Genomic DNA, 16,752 nt, shown 5'->3' with positions numbered 1-16,752 from the left:
TTAATGAATCCACTTATAAAAGTTATTATTCCTGCATACAATGAGCAAGATTCTATTGTCCATGTAATTAATGACATTCCTTCCACAGTAAATGAGGTAATTGTTATTAGTAACAATTCAACAGATAATACTGAAGTTAATGCTAAAACCGCAGGAGCTACAGTACTAACCGAAGATAGAAAAGGGTATGGGTATGCTTGTTTAAAAGGAATGGAATGCATCGCTTCAACTTCAATTAATAACCCAAACAACAAACCAGATATTGTTGTTTTTTTAGATGGTGATTATTCTGATTACCCTGAACAACTCACCGAACTTATAGCTCCAATAATAAATGATGATATTGATTTTGTAATTGGTGCTCGTGTACAACGACTACGTGAAAAGGGTTCTATGACTCCTCAACAAGTTTTTGGTAATTGGTTAGCAACCTCTTTAATGAAATTATTTTTTGGTGCAACTTTTACCGACTTAGGTCCTTTTAGAGCTATTAAGTATGATAAATTACTTGCTTTAAACATGGAAGATAAAACGTATGGTTGGACAGTAGAAATGCAGCTAAAAGCTTTAAAACAAAAATTAACGTATACAGAAATCCCTATGAAATACAGAAATAGAATTGGAGTTTCAAAAGTTTCAGGAACTGTAAAAGGTAGTATATTAGCCGGCGTAAAAATTTTAGGTTGGATCTTTAAATATAGTTTTAAATAATGGTTTTAGAATACATAATAATTACGCTATACACCATATCATTAGTACTCATATTACTATATGCCATAGCACAGTTAAACCTACTTATCAATTATTTAAAAGCTCAGAAAAAAAAGGAAAATGTACCTACACTACATTTATCTGACATTAAAAATGTTCCGTATGTAACCATACAGTTACCTGTTTATAATGAGTTGTACGTAATGGAACGTTTGTTAAGCAATATTGCTAAGCTAGAATATCCACGTGAAAAGTTAGAGATTCAAGTGTTAGATGATTCCACCGATGAATCAGTTAAAAGCACAGCTATACAGGTTAAGAAACTTCAAAAAACAGGTTTAGACATACAACATATTAGACGTAAAAATCGCCAAGGGTTTAAAGCAGGTGCCTTAAAAGAAGGGTTGAAAACAGCAAAAGGTGAGTTCATTGCTATTTTCGATGCCGATTTTTTACCTAAGGAAAACTGGTTATTAGAAACTGTTCCCTTTTTTAAAAATCCTGAAATAGGTGTAGTTCAAACTCGTTGGGGACATATTAATAGAAACTATTCAACCTTAACAAAAATTCAAGCCTTTGCTTTAGATGCTCATTTTACTTTAGAGCAAGTAGGAAGAAATAGTCAAGGACATTTTATAAACTTTAATGGTACTGCTGGTATATGGCGTAAAAAATGCATTTACGATGCTGGAAACTGGGAAGGTGACACCTTAACTGAAGATTTGGATTTAAGCTACCGCGCTCAATTAAAAAACTGGAAATTCAAATACCTAGAAAATGTGGTTACCCCTGCTGAATTACCTGTGGTTATTAGTGCTGCTCGTTCACAACAGTTTCGATGGAATAAAGGTGGAGCAGAGAATTTTCAAAAAATGTTAAAGAGAATAATTACAAGTACTAATATTCCCTTTAAAACAAAGCTTCATGGAACACTACATTTGCTAAATAGTTCAATGTTTACCTGTATCTTTCTAGTCGCTGTTTTAAGCATACCTATGTTATATATTAAAAATGAATATGCCCATTTAAAAATTTATTTTTTAGTAATGAGCTTTTTCATTGTAAGTACTCTTATTTTCTTTGTCTGTTATTGGTTTATGTATAAAAGAACTTATGGTGGTGGTTTTTGGAACTTTATCAAATACATAGGTGCGTTTTTTGCTTTTTTCTCTATCGCTATGGGCTTTTCTTTACACAATACAATTGCTGTTTTAGAAGGTCATTTAGGTAAAAAAAGTGAATTCGTAAGAACACCCAAATTCAATATTAAGTCTTTAAAAGATAGCTGGAAAAACAATAAATACATCCGTAAAAGACCTTCTTTACATGTAATCATAGAAGGTTTATTAGCGCTTTATTTTGCTTTTGGAATGTATAGTGCTTTTACTGTTGGAGATCAAGGAGGCGATTTTGGTTTATTTCCTTTTCACCTAATGTTATTTGTTGGTTTCGGATATGTATTTTTTAAATCGATTTTCTCAAAAGCATAAATGTCTTTTCTTAAAAAATACAGCTCAATTATACTAACTTTAGTTAGTGTCGTTCTTTATTTTTTATTTGCTTATACTACTGAACGTACTGAGTTTAATAAGTTACTTTTTCTTTGGATTGGGTTATTTATTTCTTATTTCTTCATCTTACGTAGTAAACAATTATCGTTTACTTATTTAGCTGGAATTGCTATTTTATTTCGATTGATTTTCTTTTTTGCTATTCCGAATTTATCACAAGATTTTTATCGGTTTATTTGGGATGGTCGTATGATTTTTGAAGGATTAAACCCTTATTTATCATTGCCTCAAACATTTATTGAGCAACACAATTACCCTATAAACCAAGCTACAGAACTGTATGAAGGAATGGGAGCTTTAAACGGAAGTCATTACACCAACTACCCTCCAATTAATCAGTTATGCTTTTTAATAGCTGCCCTCTTTGCTAAAAACAGTATTATAGGAAGTGTTGTTGTAATGCGAGTACTGATTATCTTAGCTGACATCGGTATTTTACACTTCGGAAAGAAGCTCTTAGAAAGATTACAATTACCTATTAAAAATATCTTTTGGTATATTTTAAATCCGTTTGTAATAATTGAATTGACTGGCAATTTACATTTTGAACCTGTAATGTTATTTTTTCTGATTTGGGCTATTTACAAGCTATACCAGCAAAAATGGTTTTGGTCAGCTGTATTACTAGCTTGTTCAATTTCGGTAAAATTAATTCCATTTCTCTTTTTACCTTTATTCTTTCAATGTTTTGTAAAAAGTGACGTTTCTGTTTTTAAAGGGGTAAGAAAGTTAACACTCTTTTATTTAGTTGTAATTTCGACCGTTGTTTTACTTTTTATTCCTTTTTATACCTCTGAGTTGGTTTCAAACTATATGAACTCTGTTGGTTTATGGTTCAGAAACTTTGAATTTAATGCCAGTTTTTATTACGTCGCTAGAGAAATCGGTTATCTCTTTAGAGGCTATAATGAAATTGCTATCATTGGAAAAACAATACCCATTCTTACTATTTTATTTTTACTAACTCTTACTTTTTTCAGAAGAAACAAATCTATAAAGCAGTTAATTGTAAGCATGCTTTTTGCTTTATCATTCTACTATTTTTTTACAACAACAATGCACCCTTGGTATATAGCAACTCTTTTAATCTTATCGGTATTTACTCAATATCGTTATACTGTATTGTGGAGTTTAGTAGTTATCTTAAGCTATCAAGCCTATGCCAACTCTCCATGGAAAGAAAACCTTTGGTTTGTTGCTCTAGAATATGTGCTTTTATATTCGTTTCTTATCTGGGAATTGGGCATAAAAAAACCCACTCAATATTGAGTGGGAAAAATTGCTATGAAAAAGAAAAAGAAAGTGGCTTTTAAACCACTGCTCAAATATAAATAAGATTTTTCTTTTCTCAAATACTTTTTTTGAAAATTTTTTACATTTTTCAAACTTTAACTTAAAGCCTTCTTAACTTACTGTTTTTCAAGCTGTATTTTTCTCCGCTTTCAGGGCAAATGGCAAAACCATCTTCATCAAAATTTAACCGATGTCCATACTCACTAATCCATCCTATTTGTTTTGATGGATTTCCAACAACTAAAGCATAGGGTTGTACCTCTTTGGTTACTACAGCTCCTGCTCCTATAAAAGCATATTCTCCAATATTATTACCGCATACAATTGTTGCATTAGCCCCAATACTTGCTCCTTTTTTCACAACGGTTCTTAAGTATTCATTTTGCCTTTTAATCGCACTACGTGGGTTTATTACATTAGTAAAAACCATTGAAGGTCCTAAAAACACATCATCTTCACATATAACACCCGTATATATAGAAACGTTGTTTTGAACCTTTACATTATTTCCTAAAACAACTTGAGGTGATACCACAACGTTTTGCCCAATATTACAACTATCTCCAATAGTGCAATTTGGCATAATATGGCTAAAGTGCCATATTTTGGTTCCTTTTCCAATTTTACAACCGTCATCAATAACTGCTGTTTCGTGCGCAAAAAACGTTTTATTTGTATCCATATGTAACAAAAGTAAAAAAACTCAACCAGTTGGTTGAGTTTTTACTTTTTATTCTACTTTAAAAGTAATTGGTAACGTGTATTTTACTTTTACTTCTTTATTATTCTGTTTTCCTGGAGTAAACTTTGGTATTTTGTTTACAACCCTATCAGTTTCATTTTTTAGTTTAAAATGTGGAGCTCTAATTTTAACATCTACCACGTCTCCCTTTTTATCAATAATAAACTGAGTTATTATTTTATATTTTCCTGAGTTTAATCCTACTTCTTGTGCTAGTTCTGAGTTAAAATTACGTTGTATATGCTGTTGCATTTTTCTTTCAAAGCATTTCTTATTTTCTGCTTCCAATAATCCTTCACACCCTTTAAAAACAGGAGTATTTTGTACATTATTAATTGATACTGGGTCATCACTATCTTTTATAGTTTCTATTTCTTTTGACTCTGGAATTTTATCAATATCAAGAGGTGTTGCTTCTGTAGGCAAATCTATTACGGTAGTAACTTTCGCATTATTATCCACCACTTCTGGTTTAAATACCTCTTTAATTACACGCTCTTTCTTGGGTTTTTCAATTTCTTTTACTTCTCTTTTTATAATAACAGGGGTATCGAAAGTATAAACTTTCTCATAAACCTGTGCATTAGTAGGTTCAACTATTGCTGCGTCTTTCGCTGTTTCGTGTTCTAAAACAAGAAAAACTACAAACAACGTTAATACTAAGCCTAGTTGAGTAAAAATAGTTGAGAATTTTTCTAATTGCTTTTTAGCATGTTTCTTAGGTGTTTTCATAGTACTATATTTTTATGTTAATGCTTTGTTAAAAACAAGAAACGTGCCAATAAAAAAAAGAGCAATCCGAATTGGATTGCTCTTTTTTTATTTTATTAAAGTGGTTGTTACTATTCTACATTAAATGTAATTGGTAATGTATAACCTACTCTTACTGCTCTACCTCTTTGTCTACCAGGTTTCATTTTAGGTATCTTTCTAGCAACTCTTTCTGCTTCCTTCTTTAACCTTGGGTGCGGAGCTCTAGCCATTACATTTGTGATAGAACCATCTTTATCAATCTTAAACTGAACATAGATTCTTTTCTTTCCTGGAGATAATCCTAACTCATTAGCTAGTTCTGCATTAAAATTACGTTGAATATGTCTCTGCAATTTTTTGTTTAAACATGCTTTCTTTTCAGCCTTTGTTCCACTACAGCCTGGAAATACAGGAACTTCTTCAATAATAGCGAAAGGTACATCTTCTACTACTTCTTCAACCTCTTCAACCTCTTGAATATCTTCAACTATGATTTCTTCAGATTCATCTGTTTCAGTAGATTCTATAACTGTTTCTTCTATTTCTTCCTCGTCTTCTACTACTTCAATTTTTTCAGGAGCTGGTGGTGGTGGTGTATTTGGTTTTGGCTTTGGTGGCTCAATTTGAAGCTCAATAGTTTCTTCTTCAATGTCAGAAGCCATGTTAGCCATACCTAACTCTCCATACTCTTTATCATATGTCTTATTCTCAATAGCAACATACGTTACAAATAAAGCTAAAACCAAACCTATTTGCATAAATAGTTTACTATAGTTTTCTAAGTTTGATTTTGGATTTTTCTTGATTTCCATCCTAAATGTTTTTAATAGTTCGCTAATTTAATTAATTTATTTCAACTTTTACAAGCTTAATCTTTAAATAGCTTTATTTTTCTTAAAAAAAGAGTTATAAACAATGAAAGCTATTAAAATACCCGTCGTGTTTGCTAATATATCTAAAATCTCTCCTGATCTATATGACGTGGTTGTAACTTGTAGAGTCTCAATAATTATGCCGTAAAAAAAACAACAAAAAACTATAATATATTTATTAATTTTTGTTGTTCTTAAAGCTAATAACCATACCAAACTTAACACAAAATAAGCGAAAGCATGCTCTAGCTTATCTAAATGGTTAATTTGTATAGGTGCTTTTCCTAGTTTGATTAAACTAATAATAGCAATACTTATGGTTATTAGTATTGCTATTATGGTTAGTTTATCCTTTAATAAGTTCTTGATATGCTTCAGCACTTAATAAATTTGCTACTTGTGAATCGTCTGATAATTTTATTTTTATCATCCACCCATTTCCATAAGGATCTGAATTTACCAATTCTGGTTCGTCTTCTAATGCTTCGTTAAATTCTACTACTTCTCCTGATAAGGGCATAAAAAGATCTGAAACTGTTTTTACTGCTTCTACTGAACCGAAAACTTCTTCAGCGTCTAATTCCTCATCTAATGTATCTACATCAACGTATACGATATCTCCTAACTCTCCTTGTGCAAAATCAGTAATACCAATAGTTGCTACACCATTTTCTACTTTAACCCACTCGTGGTCTTTGGTGTACTTTAATTCTGATGGAATGTTCATTGTAATTATTTTTTATTGTGTTTGTTTTAATTTCCTAAGTTGTATACTAAATTAATTCCTGCATTAATAGATTGTCTTGGGAAAGTTGTAGAAACTGCATATTCAAACGTTTGGTGATTATAATAAAAGGATGCTGTTAAATTGCTACTTAAATTATAGTCAGCAATAAATTTTAATCCAAATAACGTCTCGCCTCCTGTAATCTGACTATTCTCTTCATCTACACTTCTTATCAACGTTAAATTGTCTCTTAACGAAATATCAGCTCTTAAATTTATATCTCCTTTTAAGGTTTCTTTCTTTCCTGTAAATCTGGTGACAAATTTAACATCTCTAATCTTATATCCAAATCCTAAAACATATTCTGTTCCTTTTATATCTGTTAAAGTATTGTTGTTAAAATTTAATGTTAACGATCTGTCTCTTCTTACCTCTCCTTTGAATGAAACTGAATTTTTCATTCTAAAATCTACTTTTATTAATGGTGAAAATTCATCAATTAAAGTTGCGGACGAAATTAAGAGTTCTGATTGATAATTACCAGAAGTATTTGTATTTGTTGGTGCATTTGAATCGTACTGTAAATTATTGGTATAATTACCTATTGTATACGACGATTTATAGCCATGGGACAGGGTAAACGAAGTAAAGTTTTTCTTAAACCATTTATACTTCATAAATCCATTAAAACGTAATGTCCAGTTAGGAATTGGAATATTTTTAAAGATGCCTGTACTTACTGAAGTCGGACTATTCCCTGAATATGCCGCAATAAATGCTGGTAACATTGCTTGTTGCCCATTTTCTTTAAAACCTGGGTTATTATTGCCGCGGTCAACATCGTTCGCAGTTATTCCTTTCTCATTAGCTATTCTTCCTGAAATGGTACTTCTATAGTCTAAAAAGTTTTGATATAGTGTTTCATTGTCAGTAAAAATAGTTCCTAACATAAAATGGCTAATGCTATAATTACCTGTTTCAAAAGGTTTAATATTGGGATCTTGCTCAAAACCTCCACTACCGTTTGAAACAACATCTAGCTGTTGTGTTAAATTGCTTGTTTGAATTCTATTTCCTCGTAAATCAATAGTTAAATCTCTAAAAGGTTTTACAGATACGTTATAGTCTAGTTTTTTATACCTTGTTTTAGCATAATTCTTACTATAATATTCATCTCCTGAATTTCTAGTAATTAACCAGCCATTTTCAATTGCTGTGTTTAAAATATCTGTTTGACTACCAAATACAAACCCTAAGGTTGGAGCTAAACCTCCATCAAAACTATTTCTTCCTAAGAAACCAACCGAAGGTTTATACCCTTGTAATAAGGTTCCGTTATTTTGAGAATAACTAATTTTTGCTCTCTTTACCGATGTTAATACATCATAAACCCCTTTCCCTAATTTCTGACCAAAAGTAGCTTTCTTTTTAAGCTTTGCTTTTTGTGCTACTTGATTTCCTCCTAAGGTAGCTGCTCCCCTTTGAGTAGGTTGTTTTTTTGTTCCCTTTAACAATAGTTTATCTACTCCTACAATTTTATAAAAGCGGCCAAAATCTATATTCGTGTTTAAATTATGTGTATTGGCATTTTGAATCATGTTTCCAACTTGTTCAACATAACTTTGTGATCCTGCTTTCCAATCAAAATCAGCTGTATACCCATAATCTGCATTTATAAAGTTCAAAAAAGGAAACTTATCTAGTGGTAACTTATAGGTAGCGTTTAACTTCTGATGATAATTATCTGGCCTTCCTATATCAAAAAACTGATCGTACACTTCTAAGTTCTCATCTTCTCCAAAACTATCATAAATGTAATTGTTAGCAGCATTAAAGTTTAGTTGTAGTGATTTTGTTAAATCGAAACCAATTGTATAATCCCAATTAAATAAAAACCTTCGTTGGATTAATTCAGGTTGTGCAGGTAAAGGGTTTACAGGGTCAATAATTAAGTTCCTTGATTGTTGACTATTATAATTTCTATTAATTCGTGAGTTTAATGCTATTGTTTTTGGTACTGGGTTAAAATTTAAGTCTTTAATAAATTGTAAGTATCTACTTTTAAATCCTTCTGATTTTTTAAATGGTTCTATACTAAAAGGAACGAAAGTGAAATTATAACTAGCCCCAGCCATTACATTTGTATTCACATAGCTCTCAATATTGTAATCTTTATGAAACTCTTCACTGTGTGCATACGAAGCAGAGAAGTTTTCTACATCATAAAACTTAGGTTTCTTCTTACTCTCTGGGTTTCTATTCTTTTTTACATTGATAAAACTAATACTCTTTCTTCGTGTATAGTCTTGAGCATTTTTACTATTAGGGTTTTTATCAATAGCGTCTTCTAATTCTACATCTTGAAATTGTGGATCGTATTTTGGGTCTCTAAACTCTTCTCCATAGCTATAATTCATCGGTACTTGCATGTTCCATTTTTTAGGCATCATTTTACCTAATTGAATGTTAGTAGCTACACTATATTGTTTTATTTCTTCAATACTTCTTTGTTGTACACGATCTTCTACATTACCAAAACCTATGGTTGACATTCTCCCTGCTAATGATACATCTAATACATCGGCCATATTAGCATCTGCATTTACCACAGCTGCCCAACCTCCTTTATTATCGAATCCAATGGCACGTAATTCGTTAAACCAAACTTCTACAGTTTTATCATCAGCAACAGTATTTTTTACTCCTAACATTACCGTTCTTACTTGTGCTAAAGTTGGATTACCCCTCACAGAAATTTTTAATCCATTAGAGCTTGTTGATGAATATACATCAGTAAGGTTACTACCTGTTGGCCTTTCTATTTTTAAGTTTGCTAATTCTTCTAAAGGAATATCTAAATTATTCTCTTTAGGCCAAACATCTAAAGACGATGCGTTTGAAGTAGATAATTTCAAAGGTTTTTCTACTTGATAGTAGTTATCGTTTAGGTCGGTACCCAAACGTATAATAGCTACCATTTCATCATCATTGGCACCTGTTGCGTTATTTTGATTTTCAGCATGTAAAAACATACGTAGCTTTTTATACCTACGCATATCAATGCTAATATTTTTATAAATAGTTCTAACCTCGTCTGCTTCTAAATCAGTTACTTTTAAGGTAACTGATTGCTCATTTTGACGTTGAATTCTGTTTGTTCCTTGTAAACGTTCTCTTTGAATTCCAGGTGGCAGTTTATAACGGTCTTGGTTTTGCTCTATACTTACTACTCCTACCTCAAATTTGTTTAATTCGTCTGCATCCAAATCTTCAGGAGGAATGCTTGTATCTGGTAATGTTTTTGTATAACGTCTCCAGTCTCCTCTTACTAATTCTAACTCACCAAAACGTAGTACTACTGGCATTTTGAACTGTGTTAAGAACATTCGTATGAAACGGATACTGTTAAAATCGGTAATTCCATTAATTTTTTGAGCATCAGTAACGTTTCTTACAGGAATTCTAAATTGATACCACTTGGTAGTTCTTGTTGCTCCATTTAACAGGGTTACATTTTGTGTTTTCTCATCAATAATATGATTTTGTCCTACTATTAAATCTGTTTTATTTAATGAAACCTCGTACTCAAAATAACTATTTACAGGATTCATTGTTTGATCCTTATTGATGTCTTCCGTATCTGGATATGTAGTAGATGATGTTGGGTACGACTCTCCAGATTGACTGGCAGTTGGTGAGTTTCCTTCTGTTCCATTAAAGTTTTTATATCGAGATAAAACTGATGGATCTGTACTCTCAATAGCCCCTCCTCTAAAAAACTGGAAGTTATCTCCTGCTGGGTCATCTAGTCCTGCAAATGCTGGGAATTTTATTCTTTCTTCTTCATCACTTAACCCATCTAAACCAATATCTTGATTAGTTCTTGCATCATTACTAGAGTCAAAAGCATATAAAATTGATGGATTAATTGGCGTATCTCCCCAAATAGAGGTTTGAACGTTTCCTCCATCTGCTTTTTGTCCATCAGCGGGAAGTCCATTTTCATACTGTTTTCTTCCGTCTTTTAAAATATCTTCGGAAACATTACCTAAGTTTATAAATAATTTCCCTACCTGATTAGTTGGATCATTTGGATTTACTCCTGATGGCAAACCTTCTTCTGTTGTAATTGAATAGTTTTCATATGGATCCATTAACCAAAACTGAATGTACTCAACATTCGCTTGTTCAAAATTGTTTGTGGTTAATGATCGCATAATACCTCCCCAACGTTCTTCAGATGTTACAGTATTTGCATTCTCATTATAGTTATACGGACCTCTTTCAGCTGGATAGTAAGCTAAATCTAAAGTTCTTACTAAATTTTGCTGTGTGATATCTAAGTCAGTATTTGGAAACAACTCATTGTAACGTATTTGACGTACTTCATCTCTCGATAGTTCATTTTCGTCAATATTACCTGGTCTATTTCCACTTCCGTAGAATAATTGGTCAATATTATACCAAGCTAATTTTCCTCTTTTGTAATTGTACTCTAATCCAAAAGTACCTCCATCAAATCCTTGAGATTCTGGTGTACTGGCTAAAAACCATTGTTGTGGTGAGTTTAAGTTAATTGGTATTTGTGATGCTTCAAAATCATCTAAATATGAAGTTGCTGTACCATCTACATTAATTCCACTAGGAGATCCTGGTAACAAATATGCCATGTCTGCTCTAACCGAAACATTTGAAGGTGCTTCTGTTTCAACAAAAGGTAATTTATTTGCTAGTTTTGTTAAATAGGGTACTTCTGAAGAATAGTCTAAGTTGAAACCTAACATGATATTATCTATAGGCTCTCCTCCTAAATTAACCTTTGGTGTAATTGGTTTTTCACTAACATTTAAAAAAGTTCCTCCTAAAATAAAATCTTCAGAAAAACGATGCTCAACATCTATTCCTATAAATGTTTTTCGTTGTTGGTTAAAGAATGTATTATTTTCTACCGATGCGTTAATTGGAATTCCAGATGCTTCTAAACCTGGATCTAAAATTTGCACACGACCTAACTGGTAATCTACCACATAATCTATTCCTTCAACCAGTTGTCTCCCCCCCGCTGTAACTCGTACCGAACCTCTAGGCACATTAAAAGCTCCAAGAGAAATTCCTCTGCTTGTTTCTGATTTAAAATATCCTTTTAAAAAGAATTTATCTAAATTTTGATATTCGTTTTTTGCTTGAATTTTTGTAGTTAAGTATAATTCTTCAAATACATATTTATCTTGATCTGAAGGATTTGTAAGTTCATCTTTTAAGTCATTACCAAATGGTTCTGGTTCGGGAAACAAAATGTATCCTCTTTCAGAGTTAACTGTAATCCCTTCAACATAATCAAAGAAACCATCTCCATTGGTAACTGCATATTCACTTTGATCTAATTTATCTAAATTTAAAATACGTAGTAATGGTTTATCCGTTATCCCAGGAGTTTGTGCTTTTTGCAACGTATTTTGTAAGGTTCCTGTTTCATCATCACGATATAATAACTCAAAACGGAAACCATCTCGTTGTAATGGAAAAGCTCCTAAAGCATATACGTTTTTCATCATCAGTCTCCACGTTGGAAATGCTTCTGTATCATCTCCAGGTCTTGTAGTATTTAAAATTTCACTACGCAATAGCTTAACTGCAATATTTGCAGGAGCTACAATTCCATCATTTGAAAATTCTCCTACTTTAAATACTGTTTCACTATTAGAGGCTCCTACCACAGTATATTCAAAAGCCACCGCTAAAACTTCTCCATCGTTCAGTCTTCTGTTTAACGAGATAAAACCTAACTGTGAGTGTAGCTTAAACTCATTAGGTTGTAGCCTACGAGCATTTTGTAAATAGGTGTAGTTAAACCCTTGTCGTGCAGGAACTCCAATACCATTAATAGCAGCATCAATGGTTGCAACATCTCTAATTCCTCCTGAATTTGTTGCTAACAGGGAACTCAAATTATTCACCCCATTATATGGTATAATATTAGAGTTAACTGATATGGCTCCAGGTGTTGTTGTAATTTCTGATGGATTTACTTCGTTTGCATCATCTGATTCTCCTAAATCGGCAAGAGCAACAATACTGCGGTAATCACTTACATTTTGATTCCTATTCGTAACCCATACTTCAATTCTTGTAATATTTATAGGACTATTAACTAACGGGTAATTATCTAAAGCTTTCTTGTAATTTTCTCTAAAATATTGTGATAGGAAGAAATGTCGATCATTATCATAATCAGAAGCTCGTAATTCAAAAGGTTCAATGGTTGCTCCTCCTTCGGCAACTACCGTTTTAGATTGTGAATTCTGTTGTGAAAAAGCTGCTGTTATATGTGTTTTTCCAAATTGTAATTCAGTTTTTACACCAAATAACGATTGTGCACCATTAATTAATGAATTCTTAATAGGCATACTAATATTACCTGCCTCTATATTTCTAATGATATCATCTTCTGTTGGAGTATACTCTAACTTAATAATATTTTGAAAATCAAAAGTAGATTGGGTATCATAATTTGCTGTCACCTTTAATCTCTTACCTACTTTTGCTTGTAAGCTTGCACTAATTTGTTGATCAAAATCAAAAGTAAAACTACTTTGGTTTTCTACAGAAATTTGAGGGTTTTCATTATTTTGATATACTCCTCCAAGCTTAATATTTATCTGCCCCGTCGGATTTACCTCAACAGTATTACCTCCAAAAACAGATTCGAAAAATTTAGAGTTCACATAGTATTTGGGTAGTAAGTTCTTACGAGCTGCTTCATTTCCTTTCTTTTTAGGGTTAGTAGCATCTACTTTTTCTTTGAAGTAATTTTTTAAATCATTTTTTAAACGGTACTCATCGTACTCTTTAGGAGTCATAAAAATAGGGGTTCCAACATAATAGTCTCCTATTTTTTCGACCACCATAAACTTATTCAATGCCTTATCATAAGTAACTACTTTTTGAGTAGGGTTATTTAAGTAAAGTGTTCCGTTTTGATTGTATTTAAATTTATATTTAAGGGGAATTACAGTATCTTTTTTAACAGGATTAATGCTATCCTTTTGAGTGCTTTGTGAAAACGAAACAACACTTACCAAAACAGTAAGTGCTGTAAGTAATCTATTCATAACTGCTTTTTCCAACCTTTTTTATAAGTTTTTTAACGCCTGTTTTATCAGTATTTCAACACTTGCATCAGGTGTTTCTTTTAATATATTCCCTATTACCTTATCAGCTTGCTTCCGCGCAAATCCAAGAACCTCTAAAGCAGATAACGCTTCTTCTTTATTTGTATTGTTCTGAACCACAGAAACTTCATCTACATCAAAAGTTTTTAAAACTTTATCCTTTAAATCAACAATAACTCGTTGTGCTGTTTTAGCTCCAATACCTTTAACTGTTTGAATTAGTTTCACGTTTTCAGAAGCTATTGCTTGCGAAACTTCTTCTGAAGTCATTGAAGACAACATTGTTCGTGCAGTACTAGGTCCTACTCCAGAAACCGAAGTTAGCAATCGAAAAACTTCTCGTTCAATTTTCGTTGAAAATCCATATAGTGTATGTGCGTCTTCTCTAATAGATAAGTGTGTATACAACAACACATATTCATCGTTTGGTAATGATGAATATGTGTTTAAAGAAATATGCATTAAGTATCCTACTCCACCACAGTCAACAACTGCGTATGTAGGATTTTTTTCCACAAGCTTTCCCCTTATTTGTGTTATCATCCAGCTATTTTTTCTATTTGTCTAAAATAGACAAAATTATCTTTTAAAAAAATTTCTCTTTTAGCTATTGAGAAATCTTGTTTTGAGCTTTCTTTTCCTTGTTTTGAGCGTCTACAACTGCTACCGCAGCCATATTCACCATTTCATCAACGCTTGCTCCTAATTGCAAAATATGTACTGGTTTACTCATTCCTAGTAAAATTGGCCCTATCGTTTCTACTTCATCAACGGCTTTCATTAACTTATAGGTAATGTTTGCCGACTCTAAATTAGGGAAAATTAATACGTTTGCTCTTTTTCCATTTAATTTAGAGAAAGGGAATTCTTTTGCCAATAATTCAGGGTTCAAAGCAAAATCTGCTTGTAACTCACCGTCTACCACAACATTTGGATGATGACGGTGAATGTAAGAAACCGCCTCTCTAATTTTAGTTGAGCTTTCTGATTTTGATGATCCAAAGTTTGAGAAACCTAACATTGCAACATGAGGTTTCATTCCAAACATTTTAGCCAATACTGATGTTAACTGTGTAATTTTAGCTAAATCTTTTGCTGTTGGATTGATATTGATTGTTGTATCTGCTAAGAATATAGGTCCTTGTTTAGTCAACATCATATTGGTTGCCGCCACCCTTGTTACTCCATGATCTTTTTCAATCAACTCTAACATTGGCTTTACTACCGATGGATAAGGTCTTGAATACCCAGTAATTAAAGCATCTGCCTCACCAGAATTCACCATCATCGCAGCAAAGTAGTTGCGTTCACGCATCCATTTTTGAGCTTCTAAAAAAGTTACTCCTTTACGCTGTCTAGTTTTCCAAAAAGCCTCAGCATAACGATTTCTTCTTTCCTCTTCTTCATCTGTTTTTGGGTCTATAATTGGTACATCAGCATCAAAACCTAATTCTTCTTTTAATTCTAATATAACTTCTCGTCTCCCTAATAAAATTGGCTTACCAATTCTTTCTTCATACACTCTTTGTGCTGCTTTCAACACATCTAAATGATCTGCTTCAGCAAACACTAATCTTTTTGGGTTCTTCTTAGCTCGGTTATGTAATAATCGTACTTCTTTACTTCCTGTCCCTGAACGATCCATTAACTCTTCACGATACTTATCCCAATCATCAATTGGTTCTTGAGCTACTCCTGAGTCCATCGCTGCTTTCGCAATTGCTGGTGGAATTTCATAAATCAACCTAGGATCAAACGGTTTAGGGATTATGTATTCTTTCCCAAAAGAAAGACTTACTTCATCATATACAATATTTACTTGTTCAGGCACTGATTGCTTTGCTAAATCTGCCAAAGCATGTACCGCTGCCATCTTCATTTCTTCGTTAATCTTCTTTGCACGAACATCTAATGCCCCACGGAAAATAAAAGGAAACCCTAACACATTATTCACCTGATTAGGATGGTCTGATCTTCCTGTAGCCATGATAATATCATCTCTTGTAGCAATTGCTAAATCGTATTCTATCTCTGGTTCTGGATTTGCCATTGCAAAAACAATAGGATTTTTCGCCATTGACAGCAACATTTCAGGAGAAACCACATTTCCTTTTGATAAACCAATAAATACATCTGCGTTTAGCATCGCTTCTTCTAAAGTATTCACATCTTTATCTGTAGCAAACTCCGCCTTTTGTGAAGTTAGGCTATCACGATCTTTCCTAATAACTCCTTTACTATCACACATAACTACGTTTTCACGTTTAGCTCCTAAAGCTAAATATAAACGTGTACATGAAATTGCTGCGGCTCCTGCTCCGTTAACAACAATTTTTACATCCTTAATGTTCTTTTCATTAATTTCTAATGCATTTTTTAAGGCTGCTGCAGAAATAATTGCTGTACCATGCTGATCATCGTGCATTACAGGAATATCTAACTCCTCTTTTAATCGTCTTTCTATTTCAAAAGCTTCAGGAGCTTTAATATCTTCTAAGTTAATTCCTCCAAAAGTTGGCGCTATTGCCTTAACAGTTTCAACAAATTTATCTACATCTGTTACATCTACCTCAATGTCAAAAACATCAATATCAGCAAAAATTTTAAACAGCAACCCTTTTCCTTCCATTACTGGTTTAGATGCTTCAGGACCAATATCTCCTAGTCCTAAAACTGCTGTTCCGTTTGATATAACGGCTACTAAATTACTTTTTGAGGTATATTTATAAACGTTGTTTTTATCTTTAGCTATCTCTAAACAAGGCTCAGCTACTCCTGGTGAATATGCTAACGACAAATCATGTTGAGTTGCATATTTTTTGGTAGGTACTACTGCTATTTTTCCGGGCTTCGGCTTAGCATGATAAAGTAGTGCTTCATGCCTTTTTCTAGAATCTCTCATAGGTTCGTT

At 32.6% G+C, this 16,752-nt stretch carries 11 protein-coding genes; 3 read left to right on the top strand and 8 right to left on the bottom strand.

All coding sequences use genetic code 11. The features are described from left to right. The first annotated feature begins 3 nt into the window (after positions 1 to 3). Genes C7448_RS02635 through C7448_RS02625 form a run of 3 tightly spaced genes read left to right on the top strand, consistent with a single transcriptional unit; the run spans position 4 to position 3,551 of the window. Positions 4 to 711: a glycosyltransferase family 2 protein gene (locus tag C7448_RS02635; protein WP_115899796.1), complete on the top strand. Its 708-nt coding sequence runs from the start codon at positions 4 to 6 to the stop codon at positions 709 to 711. Next, the gene (locus C7448_RS02630; protein ID WP_115899795.1) at positions 711 to 2,201 is read left to right on the top strand and encodes a cellulose synthase family protein; all 1,491 of its coding nucleotides are present in this window, start codon (positions 711 to 713) and stop codon (positions 2,199 to 2,201) included. Before C7448_RS02635 ends, C7448_RS02630 begins: the two co-directional genes overlap by 1 nt. Further along, the gene (locus tag C7448_RS02625; protein WP_115899794.1) at positions 2,202 to 3,551 is read left to right on the top strand and encodes a mannosyltransferase; all 1,350 of its coding nucleotides are present in this window, start codon (positions 2,202 to 2,204) and stop codon (positions 3,549 to 3,551) included. Positions 3,552 to 3,675: 124 nt separating this feature from the next. On the opposite strand, the gene C7448_RS02620 is transcribed toward C7448_RS02625, so the two are convergent. From C7448_RS02620 to C7448_RS02585, 8 genes are all read right to left on the bottom strand, one after another. Continuing rightward, entirely contained in the window at positions 3,676 to 4,257 is a 582-nt protein-coding gene (locus C7448_RS02620) for an acyltransferase (RefSeq protein WP_115899793.1), read from the bottom strand. Positions 4,258 to 4,305: 48 nt separating this feature from the next. Continuing rightward, positions 4,306 to 5,049, bottom strand: a complete 744-nt coding sequence (locus tag C7448_RS02615; protein WP_115899792.1) for an energy transducer TonB — start codon at positions 5,047 to 5,049, stop codon at positions 4,306 to 4,308. 110 nt (positions 5,050 to 5,159) lie between these two features. Beyond that, positions 5,160 to 5,882, bottom strand: a complete 723-nt coding sequence (locus tag C7448_RS02610; RefSeq protein WP_115899791.1) for an energy transducer TonB — start codon at positions 5,880 to 5,882, stop codon at positions 5,160 to 5,162. Positions 5,883 to 5,945: 63 nt separating this feature from the next. Then, positions 5,946 to 6,323 carry a VanZ family protein gene (locus C7448_RS16075; RefSeq protein WP_262510978.1) on the bottom strand — a complete coding sequence of 126 codons (378 nt, stop codon included), beginning with the start codon at positions 6,321 to 6,323 and terminating at the stop codon, positions 5,946 to 5,948. Further along, complete coding sequence (gcvH, locus tag C7448_RS02600; protein ID WP_115899790.1) at positions 6,289 to 6,669, bottom strand: glycine cleavage system protein GcvH; 381 nt, start codon at positions 6,667 to 6,669, stop codon at positions 6,289 to 6,291. The genes C7448_RS16075 and gcvH overlap by 35 nt, the downstream gene beginning before the upstream one ends. A gap of 26 nt (positions 6,670 to 6,695) precedes the next feature. Continuing rightward, the gene (sov, locus tag C7448_RS02595; RefSeq protein ID WP_115900121.1) at positions 6,696 to 13,781 is read right to left on the bottom strand and encodes a T9SS outer membrane translocon Sov/SprA; all 7,086 of its coding nucleotides are present in this window, start codon (positions 13,779 to 13,781) and stop codon (positions 6,696 to 6,698) included. 21 nt (positions 13,782 to 13,802) lie between these two features. Then, positions 13,803 to 14,384 (bottom strand): Holliday junction branch migration protein RuvA, encoded by a 582-nt coding sequence (gene ruvA / locus C7448_RS02590; RefSeq protein WP_115899789.1) that lies wholly within the window; start codon positions 14,382 to 14,384, stop codon positions 13,803 to 13,805. Positions 14,385 to 14,448: 64 nt separating this feature from the next. Next, the gene (locus C7448_RS02585) at positions 14,449 to 16,743 is read right to left on the bottom strand and encodes an NADP-dependent malic enzyme (protein ID WP_115899788.1); all 2,295 of its coding nucleotides are present in this window, start codon (positions 16,741 to 16,743) and stop codon (positions 14,449 to 14,451) included. Between the last annotated feature and the right edge of the window lie 9 nt (positions 16,744 to 16,752).

Origin of the sequence: Tenacibaculum gallaicum, assembly GCF_003387615.1 — a bacterium.
Taxonomy (GTDB): Bacteria; Bacteroidota; Bacteroidia; order Flavobacteriales; family Flavobacteriaceae; genus Polaribacter; species Polaribacter gallaicus.
Note: the sequence above shows the minus strand (reverse complement) of the source record. Positions and strands in the feature narration are given on the sequence as shown.